6 protein-coding genes are annotated in these 10,364 nt (G+C 47.4%); 1 reads left to right on the top strand and 5 read right to left on the bottom strand.

Annotated elements, in window-relative coordinates:
- Positions 1-1,585 precede the first annotated feature (1,585 nt).
- The 4 genes from L1D31_RS13645 to fabB all read right to left on the bottom strand — a co-directional run bounded on the left by L1D31_RS13645 (position 1,586) and on the right by fabB (position 7,857).
- Positions 1,586-4,069 carry a FimV/HubP family polar landmark protein gene (locus L1D31_RS13645; RefSeq protein ID WP_239837641.1) on the bottom strand — a complete coding sequence of 828 codons (2,484 nt, stop codon included), beginning with the start codon at positions 4,067-4,069 and terminating at the stop codon, positions 1,586-1,588.
- Positions 4,070-4,270: 201 nt separating this feature from the next.
- The gene (locus L1D31_RS13640; RefSeq protein ID WP_239837640.1) at positions 4,271-5,284 is read right to left on the bottom strand and encodes an aspartate-semialdehyde dehydrogenase; all 1,014 of its coding nucleotides are present in this window, start codon (positions 5,282-5,284) and stop codon (positions 4,271-4,273) included.
- On the bottom strand, positions 5,281-6,414 hold the full coding sequence (locus L1D31_RS13635) for a 4-phosphoerythronate dehydrogenase (protein WP_239837639.1): 1,134 nt from the start codon (positions 6,412-6,414) through the stop codon (positions 5,281-5,283). Before L1D31_RS13635 ends, L1D31_RS13640 begins: the two co-directional genes overlap by 4 nt.
- 231 nt (positions 6,415-6,645) lie before the next feature.
- The gene (gene fabB / locus L1D31_RS13630) at positions 6,646-7,857 is read right to left on the bottom strand and encodes a beta-ketoacyl-ACP synthase I (protein WP_239837638.1); all 1,212 of its coding nucleotides are present in this window, start codon (positions 7,855-7,857) and stop codon (positions 6,646-6,648) included.
- 128 nt (positions 7,858-7,985) lie between these two features.
- Between fabB and mnmC the strand changes: the two genes are divergently transcribed.
- Positions 7,986-10,004, top strand: coding sequence for a bifunctional tRNA (5-methylaminomethyl-2-thiouridine)(34)-methyltransferase MnmD/FAD-dependent 5-carboxymethylaminomethyl-2-thiouridine(34) oxidoreductase MnmC (gene mnmC, locus L1D31_RS13625; protein WP_239837651.1), 2,019 nt, complete (start codon positions 7,986-7,988; stop codon positions 10,002-10,004).
- 62 nt (positions 10,005-10,066) lie between these two features.
- Here the strand turns inward: mnmC and L1D31_RS13620 are convergent, their stop codons facing one another.
- Positions 10,067-10,330, bottom strand: coding sequence for a YfcL family protein (locus L1D31_RS13620; RefSeq protein WP_239837637.1), 264 nt, complete (start codon positions 10,328-10,330; stop codon positions 10,067-10,069).
- Positions 10,331-10,364: the final 34 nt, after the last annotated feature.

Genomic DNA, 10,364 nt, shown 5'->3' with positions numbered 1-10,364 from the left:
CGCTTCAGGTTCGGGCTCTTCCGCTACATCCGCCAGTGCGTCCTCTTCGCTGTACTCAGGAAGGTCTAAGTCATCCAGCTCTAGCGACGCTTCGGCTTCCACTGGCACTTCAGGATCAGGCTCTTCCGCCACATCCGCCAGTGCGTCCTCTTCGCTGTACTCAGGAAGGTCTAAATCATCCAGCTCTAGCGACGCTTCGGCTTCSACTGGCGCTTCAGGCTCGGACTCTTCCGCCACATCCGCCAGTGCATCTTCTTCACTGTACTCAGGAAGGTCTAAATCATCCAGCTCTAGCGACGCTTCAGCTTCCACTGGCGCTTCAGGTTCGGGCTCTTCCGCTACATCCGCCAGTGCGTCCTCTTCGCTGTACTCAGGAAGGTCTAAGTCATCCAGCTCTAGCGACGCTTCGGCTTCCACTGGCACTTCAGGCTCAGGCTCTTCCGCCACATCCGCCAGTGCATCTTCTTCACTGTACTCAGGAAGGTCTAAATCATCCAGCTCTAGCGACGCTTCGGCTTCCACTGGCACTTCAGGCTCAGGCTCTTCCGCCACATCCGCCAGTGCGTCCTCTTCACTGTACTCAGGTAAGTCTAAGTCACCCAGCTCTAACGACGCTTCGGCTTCCACTGGCGCTTCAGGTTCGGGCTCTTCCGCCACATCCACCAGTGCATCTTCTTCACTGTACTCAGGAAGGTCTAAATCATCCAGCTCTAGCGGCGCTTCGGCTTCCACTGGCGCTTCAGGCTCGGGCTCTTCCGCTACATCCGCCAGTGCATCTTCTTCGCTGTACTCAGGAAGGTCTAAATCATCCAGCTCTAGCGACGCTTCGGATTCCACTGGCGCTTCAGGCTCAGGCTCTTCCGCCACATCCGCCAGTGCGTCCTCTTCACTGTACTCAGGTAGGTCTAAATCATCCAGCTCTAGTGACGCTTCGGCTTCCACTGGCGCTTCAGGTTCGGGCTCTTCCGCCACATCCGCCAGTGCGTCCTCTTCACTGTACTCAGGAAGGTCTAAATCATCCAGCTCTAGCGACGCTTCGGCTTCCACTGGCGCTTCAGGCTCGGATTCTTCCGCCACATCCGCCAGTGCGTCCTCTTCGCTGTACTCAGGAAGATCTGCATCATCACCGACTAACCAATCATCATCTTCCGGGATACCAAACTCATTTGGAATCGCTTCTGGCATTGAAGAGATAGGTTCAGATTCTGACTGTTCAGAGATCTCTGGAGTCTCTGGAGTCTCTGGAGTCTCTGGAGTCTCTGGAGTCTCTGGAGTCTTTTCAGATGGTGTATTTACTTGCTCCTGCTGAGCAAGCAAATCTTCTTCTACAATTTCATTCTCTTCAGTCGTCGTGTTTGCGTTTTCTGTCAAGTCTGAGGAAGAAGTGACTGGAACATCGTCCTGATCACTCGGTACAATATTTGGGTTTTCTACCTCATCAATTGCAGACGTTAACCAGTCATCTTCTTCATCTTGATTACCTGCAAGATCTGCTTCCTCTCGATGAGGCGGCTGCTCCTGCTTCTCTTCAACATCAGATTCTGGAGCAACATCCAACGACTCTCCGGACTGAAGATTTTCAACTTCATCGATCGCTGAGGTTAGCCAATCGTCTTCTTCTGGCTCTGGCTCTGGCTCTGGCTCTGGCTCTGGCTCTGGCTCTGGCTCTGGCTCTGGCTCTGGCTCTGGCTCTGGCTCTGGCTCTGGCTCTGGCTCCTGGCTCTGGCTCTGGCTCTGGCTCTGGCTCTGGCTCTGCAAGAGTTTTGTCGGTTTCTGGGGTTTGTTCAACACTCTCTAGTTTATTTTCTTCTGTTACTGGTTCATCAAGATCAAACTCATCCAGCAATGGGTCTCCTTCGGGAGCAACACTCAACATGTCGTCAATAAATTCTTCACTAGAAAATTTACTGTCACTTGCTAGCGCTTCTGGTTCTATCTCTTCCTCAGTAATAAGATCTTGGTTCGCCTCTACTGTTGAAGCTTCTTCAAGTGCTTCACTTTGCTTTTCAATTTCCAGCAACTCTTCGAATAAGTCAGTACCTTCATCTCCAAGCTCTTCGGAGGCCTGCTCCTCTATATCAGATTGAGGCTCAACCAACTCGTCAAGCAGATCTGTACTCTCTTCCAACGAGGGAGCATCGTCAATGTGATCATCTGACAGGAACTCATCCAGAGTTTCTGTAGAGTCATCATCCAAGTCACTGTTATCTTCAGTAATGAGCTCATCAAAAGCATTTTCATTGTCAGCACTTAAGTCGAGATCATCACTTAAAAAGTCATCTAGCGTTTCATCTGTGCCAAGTTCATCAGCCTCGTCCATCAATTCATCGAGTAGCTCTGTGCTATCTTCGCTGACCGCTGTTGTAGGCTCTTCCACCATTTCATCCAACAACGCAGTTTCATCAAGCGCTTCTGCTTCTAGCTTTTCAAGATCTGCCTGCGCTTCAACTTGGGCAAACAGATCATCAATTTCACTGTCTGAGGCAAGATTAGGCTCATTTGACTCAGCTGTATTTGCACCGCTATCGTCATCACTAAGATCGAAGCCATCACCGGCTTCATCCAATAGCGAATCGAAGTCCAATTCATCACCAGCCTCGTCAGAATCAGTCTCATTAAACAAATCATCTAACAAAGATTGATCCAACTCGTCCATTTCTAAGTCTTCAGATTCACCATCTGAGGCCAGAAGCGAGTCCAAATCCCCTTGAGAAATATCCTCATCATCGTCTGATAGATCAAACTCTCCTTCAGGTGAATCATCCTCCTCAATAACGACTTCATCTAGAGCGCGCTCCATCTCTTCTAGACCGAGTGCTTTATCTTCACTGTTAGCACTGATGCCGTTAGCACTCATATCCATATCGGCAAGTGCTTCATCTAACTCACCATCGTCACCGATACCTGCGAATGGGTCTTCTCCATCTTCTCCCTCAAGATTGAAATCGAGGTCGTTGTCTTCCAAGTCAGCAAAGATATCGTCTTCGTCTTTGCCTTCCTCAGCTAAGCTCTCATCGGAGAATAACTCTTCTTCGTCAGTAGAGTCGCCAAACAAATCATCATCAAGCAGAAGATCATCATCCACTTCTTCATTGAGAGAGTCTGGGGCAATAGGGGCAACGGGCGCGACTTGCTGTTCATTCACTTCTTGAGTGGGGGTTTCTTCTCTCTTACGGCGCCCCAGAAGCATCATGATCAGTAGACCTATGAATAGACCTGGAATAATCGCGGCGGCAGCAACTAACCACGTGTTGGACAGCAGTTCATCCAAGGGTGACGGTTTCATCTTTTGCTCTTCAGCTAAACGTAAACGCTCAGCTTCTAGGAGCTTTTCGACCTCGTTACGAATTCGAGATTCATCACCCAATTCATCTTTAAGTACATCGACTTCAGACTGAACATCAGCCAGCATCAAGCGCAATTTATGGTTCTTTTCTTCAAGAGCCATTAGCTCGCTTTCTGAGCTTTCGAGTTGACGTTCAAGTGTCGATACCTGAGCTTTTTGTTCTTGCTTAGCAATTTTCGCGAGATCAGAAGTGGCCTCAACTGCTGGCTTAGTATCATCCGCTACCGGCTTCTCCGTATCAGTCGTCGCGGGCGTTTCATTAACAGGCGGCTTAGGTTGTGGCGTGGCAGGGATATTTGTTAACCGAGCCTGATGCGCGGCCATTACATTAACCGCTTCTTGGGTTGATACACTTTGTACTTGAGCTAGTGATGGAATACGCAACGTACTCCCAGGAATGAGCTCATGGATATTTTGATTGTCAAATGCTTGAGGGTTGAGCTGGTATACAGCAAGTAATGTTTGCTGAACACTCACATTGGTTGACGGGCGTAAACGGCTTGCAATAGCCCAAAGTGTTTCCTGAGAAGTGGTTGGCCCATAAAAGCGAGAGGGTTCGTTATTGTTACGCAGATCTTGGGGAACAAAATCAGAATACCGCGGCGATGATTGAATTTCGCCATCGGGTCCCTTAAGGCGAATACTTTCTGCACTAACAATCGATGTTTGAGTCACGGCTACTAATGCAACTGGCAGCAGCAGACGCTTAAAAATTCGAAGCATAGAAGGCTCAGCTATGTACTCAATAAGTTTTAATGTAATGATCTGTTAAATATATCGGATAAACACGCTAAAACTATAGGCGTATAGCTAAAAAATGTGTGGCTGCCGCCATATTCGCACTAATCTCACACTAAATTTCGCAATCTGATTAAAAAAGCCTCACACGATGGTGAGGCTTTGCTATAGGTGATAATAATACACTCAGTAGTAGTCGCGAATCAGAACTTCTGCAATCTGAACCGCATTGGTTGCTGCGCCTTTGCGAACGTTATCTGCTACAACCCACAAGTTGATACCACTATGGTGGCTGATATCGTTGCGAATACGACCAACCATCACATGGTCTTTACCACCTGCATCACGAACCTGCGTCGGGAAATCTTCACCATGGAACACTTCAACACCTTCGGTCTGTTCTAACAAATTAGCCACTTCCTGAGCATCAATGGGTGCACGAGTTTCGATATGAAGTGCTTCCGCATGACCATAGAATACAGGCACTCTCACACAAGTCGGGTTGACCATGATTGACGAGTCATTAAAGATTTTTTGTGTTTCCCACACCATTTTCATCTCTTCTTTGGTGTAGCCATTCTCCATAAACTGGTCAATTTGCGGCAGACAGTTAAATGCAATCTGCTGTGAGAACTGCTCATTTTCAGCTGGCATACCATTAAGCAGCTTTGCAGTTTGACCCGCCAACTCATCGATACCAGATTTACCAGCACCAGAAACGGATTGGTAAGTCGAAACATTAATACGATCGATGCCCACGGCATCATGAATCGGCTTAAGTGCTACCAACATTTGAATCGTCGAGCAGTTCGGGTTAGCGATGATATTGCGGTTACGAAACTCGGCAATCGCTTCAGGGTTAACCTCAGGCACAACCAAAGGAATGTCATACTCATAACGGAAGTTAGAGGTATTATCGATGACAATCACCCCTTCATCGGCGGCGATTGGTGCCCACTTAGCCGATAGTTCTCCCCCAGCGGAAAACAGGCCAATGTGTACCTGAGACCAATCAAAGTTCTCTACGTTTTCGACTTTGATGCTTTTGCCGTTAAAACGGTAAGTCTTGCCTTCACTGCGTTCACTCGCTAGTAGAAAAAGGTCACCAACAGGAAACTTACGCTCCTGAAGTACTTCGAGAATTGTTTCACCGACTGCGCCGGTCGCACCTAAAATGGCAATGTTATATTGCTGGCTCATTGACTTACCTCAATTTGAAAACCTAATTTCGCTAGTGGTTGCAGGTTAGCCTCTGCACTTCCTCTCAGCGTGACTGCACTGTATTCACGGCGATCCCAGTAGTGTTTACGCATCAAATCAAACGCACCAGGTTGACTGATTTCACGACGGAACAATGCATCGTCTTTACGCACATCATAGACAAGTTGCGTCAAGTTGTGCAACGTAGCTTCATCCCAAGCTCTGTCCAACACTAACTCCGGCACTGGTGCTGTAGGCAGAAGTTCACTGGCATGTGCACGTAAATCGTTATTCAGAAACTCGCAGAAACTATTAAAAATCATCGTGGTTCCACGAGCTTTCCCCTCTAAACCATAACCGGCGACATGAGGGGTTGCGAATGCTAGCAGAGGCAGAAGCTCCATATCAACCTCTGGCTCGAATTCGAACACATCCAATGCAGCAATAAAGCCATCTTGTTTTCTCAGGCGAGCTTTCAACGCAGTATTATCAACAACTGGGCCGCGTGCGGCATTAATCAAAATTTGGTCGCCACGTAACCTATTCAACACAGTTTCATTGATTAGATGATGAGTCGGAAAATCACCGTCACGGGTGATTGGAGTATGAATCGTAATGATATCCGCTTGCTCAAGCAATGCATCTAACGGGGTGAAATTACGCTCATCTCCCGCCGCTTGCTTAGGTGGATCATTGATGAGCACCTTAATACCAATGCCTTCCAAGCACTGCTGAAGGTAGCTCCCCACCTGACCTGCGCCAATGATTCCAACGGTTTTATCAAATACTGAAAAACCTTGTTGCTGCGCAAGTACCATCATGACGCTAAACGCGTACTCTGCTACACCGACTTTGTTGCATCCGGGTGCCGCAGTGAAAAAGATGCCTTTCTCTTTGAGTAACGCTTGATCAACATGATCCATACCTGCCGTGGCCGTTCCAACAAACTTAAGCTTGTTCGCTTTGGCGATAAGATCAGTATTCACTTTTGTCACTGAACGAATCATCAGCGCATCTACATCAATTAAGTCTTCGGCGGTCAACGTGCGCCCAGATTTTAAAACAACCTCGCCCAGCTGGCTAAAAAGCTGCTCAGCATAAGGCATATTTTCATCAAGTAGGATTTTCATGGCTTAAGAGATCTGATTTGGGAATAGCAGAGATTGTGCAGAAAAGCGCAGTCGCTGTCGAGCACTAGCGATAGAAAGAAAAATGCCCGGCATTAGCCGGGCAAAGTTCCAGAACAAAAGGATCCCGACCCGCTCTCCATGGGTCAGAGTCTGCGTCTGTTCGACTACCCTTTTTTCAAAAGGTAGCCAAGCTCTGGAAATTGGTATGCTGGGGAAACCCCAGCGCTTTCGTTAGCCTTGGTATTTCTTGATAACCAATGTTGCGTTTGTACCACCAAAACCAAAGCTGTTTGACATGACTGTCGTCAGTTTCGCATCGCGCGTTTCTGTTACGATATCTAAACCCTGAGCCGCTTCGTCAAGGTTTTCAACATTCACACTCGGCGCGATAAAGTCGTTGTTTAGCATCAGTGTTGAGTAAATCGCTTCATGTACGCCAGCCGCACCAAGAGCATGACCTGTCATCGCTTTTGTCGCAGAAATTGCTGGACTGTTGTCACCAAACAATTCTTGAATAGCACCTAACTCTTTTACGTCACCCACTGGTGTTGATGTTCCGTGTGTGTTCACGTAGTCGATTGTATCTACGTCTTGCATCGCCATCTTCATACAGCGCACCGCGCCTTCACCTGATGGCGCAACCATGTCGTAGCCATCAGACGTCGCGCCATAGCCAACGATCTCGCCGTAGATTTTCGCGCCACGAGCCAGAGCGTGTTCAAGCTCTTCGATAACCAGCATGCCGCCACCACCAGAAATAACAAAACCATCACGATCAGCATCGTAAGTACGAGAAGCTTTATCTGGCGTTTCGTTGTACTTAGTAGAGAGTGCACCCATAGCGTCAAACATCATAGTTTGAGACCAATCCAGCTCTTCACCACCACCAGCGAACACGATGTCTTGCTTGCCAAGCTGGATAAGCTCCATTGCGTGGCCAACACAATGTGCAGAAGTTGCACATGCTGAACTCATTGAGTAGTTAACGCCACGAATTTTAAATGGCGTCGCAAGACATGCAGAAACCGTAGAAGACATTGTACGAGGAACCATATAAGGGCCTACACGTTTCACGCCTTTCGCACGCATAGTATCTACCGCTAATGCTTGGTTCAGTGCAGAAGCACCACCAGAACCCGCTACGATACCTGTTCGGTCATTAGAAACCTGTTCTTCAGTCAGGCCAGCATCTTCGATTGCCTGCTGCATTGATAGGTATGCATACGCAGCCGCATCACCCATAAAGCGCATCTGTTTACGGTCAATATGCTCTGATGGATTGATTTTAAGATCACCCCAAACCTGTGAACGTAGACCTTGTTCTTTAAACTGCTCAGAGGCAGTAATGCCAGATTTACCTGCTTTAAGAGACACTAAAACTTCTTCGACGTTGTTACCGATACTTGAAACAATACCCATACCGGTGATTACGACTCGTTTCATTATGACATTCCTATAATTCAAAAATCTGCTAGATGATAACTAAGTTACCCGTGAAAAGTGGTCAGCTTTCCCAGAAAACCGTACAATCGCCACAACTTTATCGTCTTCATCACAATAATTCAGACATTATGACCTCAATTACCAATGCTCAGCTGGGCTGGAACGATGTTGGAACACCTGTATCAGACCAGTTCGACGATGTTTACTTTTCTAACGTAAACGGACTTGAAGAAACCCGCTACGTCTTCCTCCATCAAAATCATCTGCCACAAAGATGGCAGGATTATGACCAGCGTCGCTTCGTCATTGGAGAAACCGGCTTTGGCACAGGTCTGAACTTCCTTGCTGTTTGGCAATGGTTTGAAGAATTTAGGCGTCAAAACCCAGATGCGCCACTCAAAGAACTGCATTTTGTGAGTTTTGAAAAGTATCCACTAAGTAAAGATGACCTGATTAAAGCGCACCAAGCATGGCCAGAACTTGCTGAATACGCAAGCAAATTACAACAACACTATCCAATAGCCGTTCCTGAATGTCATAGAATTATTCTGGAAAATGGGGCTATTACTCTCGATTTGTGGTTTGGCGACATTAAAGACTGCATGCCAAAGGTTCCCGTTGATGAGCTAGGCCTTATCGATGCTTGGTTTTTGGATGGCTTCGCTCCTAACAAAAATCCCGAGATGTGGAACCAAGAGCTGTTCAATGGCATGGCGAGACTTGCCAAACAGGACTGTACCTGTGCGACGTTTACGGCAGCCGGTTTCGTTCGCCGCGGCCTAATTGAAGCCGGTTTCGATATGAAGAAAGTCAAAGGCTTCGGCACCAAACGGGACATGATCGCAGGTCATATGGCCAATCGCCAAACACACACAAACCATAAACCTTGGTTTGCCCGTAAAAATGCAGAACAAGCTCAGTCCATCGCGATTATTGGCGGTGGCATTGCCAGTGCAACATTAGCAAAAACACTCATTCGCCGTGGGAAACAGGTCACACTATACTGTCAAGACTCAGAAGCCGCACAAGGTGCATCTGGTAATCGTCAAGGTGCTGTTTACCCTCTACTTAATGGCTCCCATACAGGCGTGTCTCGCGTATTTGCTCCAGCTTTCCTTTTTGCCAGACAATTTGTCGAGCAAGCAGCAGAGCAGATCAAATTCGACCATGACTGGTGCGGCGTGACTCAACTCATGTGGGATAAGAAATCACAAGCCAAACTTAAGCGTATGTTGGGCGGCCACTTTGATAAAGCATTGATCCACCACCTTGATGCTGAGCAAACAAGCCAAACCATAGGTCTCCCTATCGATATGGAGAGCGTCCATTATCCACTTGGTGGATGGTTATGCCCCGCTCAGCTGACCCAAGGACTCATCGACCACTTATCAGAAAGCCCGCTTTTCAGAGTATGTTTCGATACTAAGATTGATGATATGCGCTGGAATGAAGAGCAGAAAAGCTGGACGTTAAATAGTGGCCAAGCTCAATTCAGCCATGACACCGTTGTGGTCGCGAATGGTCATCAGTTTGCCGATTTGCCACCGACCCAAGACATCCCTTTGGGACAGGTTAAAGGTCAAGTCAGCCACATTCCAACCACGAGTAAACTGAGCCAGCTTAAAACCGTCCTTTGTTACGATGGCTATATGACCCCCGTAAACCCTAACAATAGGCATCACTGTATCGGAGCCAGTTACGATAGAGATAATTTGGACCAAGAGTTTGATCCGCACGCACAACAGAGCAATGGTGACAAACTGCGTCAGTGCGTGCCAAATCAAAATTGGCCTCTTGAAGTCGACACCTCGGGTAATCAATCGCGTCAGGGGATTCGCTGTGTGAGTCGCGATCATCTGCCATTTGTTGGCAACGTGGGCGATCTCGAAACAACGAAACGGGTTTACCGTAACCTGCAAACCACCCAATTAGAAGACGCAGAAAAAGCACCGCACTTCCCTAACCTATTTTGTATGCTTGGGTTAGGCTCTCGTGGTTTAAGTTCAGCACCACTCTTGGCTGAGATTTTAGCGTCACAAATATGTGGTGACCCTTTACCGCTACCAGTGGATGTGCTGGAGGAACTCCATCCAAGCCGCATGTGGGTGAGAAAATTGAGAAAAGGCAAAGCCATCACGGTATTATAAAATGCATAAGGGCTTGCTCGAAAAACTCGATCAAGCCCTTAAGTAGTATGCTATCTGTGAGGTTAAGCTTGGTTGACTAACTCTAACCATAGATCGTTAACAATAGTGCGATCGGCAGGACTCAGCTCTGCACGTGCCTCATCCAAACTACTCTGAATACGTACTTTCAGCTCTTCTATATCATTGACGCCTTCTTCTTCACACGAAGCAGCAGATAGAGAAATATGTCCACGTAAGTAACCACCAGCAAATAACTCATCATCAGATGCGGTTTCAATACGCGCATCAATCATTTCTAGCAGCTTCTCTTCAAATTCAATAATCATAATGCTCTATTGCCTGGGTCAGTTTGATTCTCAA

The organism is Vibrio sp. Isolate23 (genome assembly GCF_022398095.1).
In the GTDB taxonomy this organism is placed as follows: Bacteria; Pseudomonadota; Gammaproteobacteria; order Enterobacterales; family Vibrionaceae; genus Vibrio; species Vibrio coralliilyticus_A.
The sequence above is the reverse complement of the archived record's forward strand: the minus strand, read 5'-3'. Positions and strand labels throughout refer to the sequence as shown.

Excerpts from the sequence above, each read along its gene's own strand:
- L1D31_RS13635 (WP_239837639.1), bottom strand. The coding sequence starts at position 6,414 with ATGAAAATCCTACTTGATGAAAATATGCCTTATGCTGAGCAGCTTTTT.
- L1D31_RS13645 (WP_239837641.1), bottom strand. The coding sequence starts at position 4,069 with ATGCTTCGAATTTTTAAGCGTCTGCTGCTGCCAGTTGCATTAGTAGCC.
- mnmC (WP_239837651.1), top strand. The coding sequence starts at position 7,986 with ATGACCTCAATTACCAATGCTCAGCTGGGCTGGAACGATGTTGGAACA.
- fabB (WP_239837638.1), bottom strand. The coding sequence starts at position 7,857 with ATGAAACGAGTCGTAATCACCGGTATGGGTATTGTTTCAAGTATCGGT.
- L1D31_RS13620 (WP_239837637.1), bottom strand. The coding sequence starts at position 10,330 with ATGATTATTGAATTTGAAGAGAAGCTGCTAGAAATGATTGATGCGCGT.
- L1D31_RS13640 (WP_239837640.1), bottom strand. The coding sequence starts at position 5,284 with ATGAGCCAGCAATATAACATTGCCATTTTAGGTGCGACCGGCGCAGTC.